Annotated in this window: 1 protein-coding gene; it reads right to left on the bottom strand. The window is 65.9% G+C overall.

The window, feature by feature from the left end; genetic code table 11:
* Window positions 1-217 (bottom strand): type I restriction endonuclease (locus BN358_RS23320; RefSeq protein ID WP_157593376.1); only part of this gene is annotated, 217 nt, incomplete at both ends.

The following is a 217-nucleotide window of genomic DNA, read 5'->3' on the forward strand; positions in this document are numbered from 1 at the left end:
AACGACCACCGGCAAGCCGTTCAGGTACCACACCACGTCGAACCGACGATGGTGCTCAGCGCTGTCCAGCCGCACCTGCTGGGCCACCACCCAGTCGTTCTCGACCGGATCAGCGCTCACCAGCCGGACCGTCGGGTTCTGCTCCGCCCCGTCATTGTCCAGGTAGGTGACCCCACGGAAGCCGTGCACCAGGAACTCGTGGAAGCGCCGGTTCTCG

This window comes from Sedimentibacter sp. B4, assembly GCF_000309315.1.
GTDB classification, from domain to species: Bacteria; Bacillota; Clostridia; order Tissierellales; family Sedimentibacteraceae; genus Sedimentibacter; species Sedimentibacter saalensis.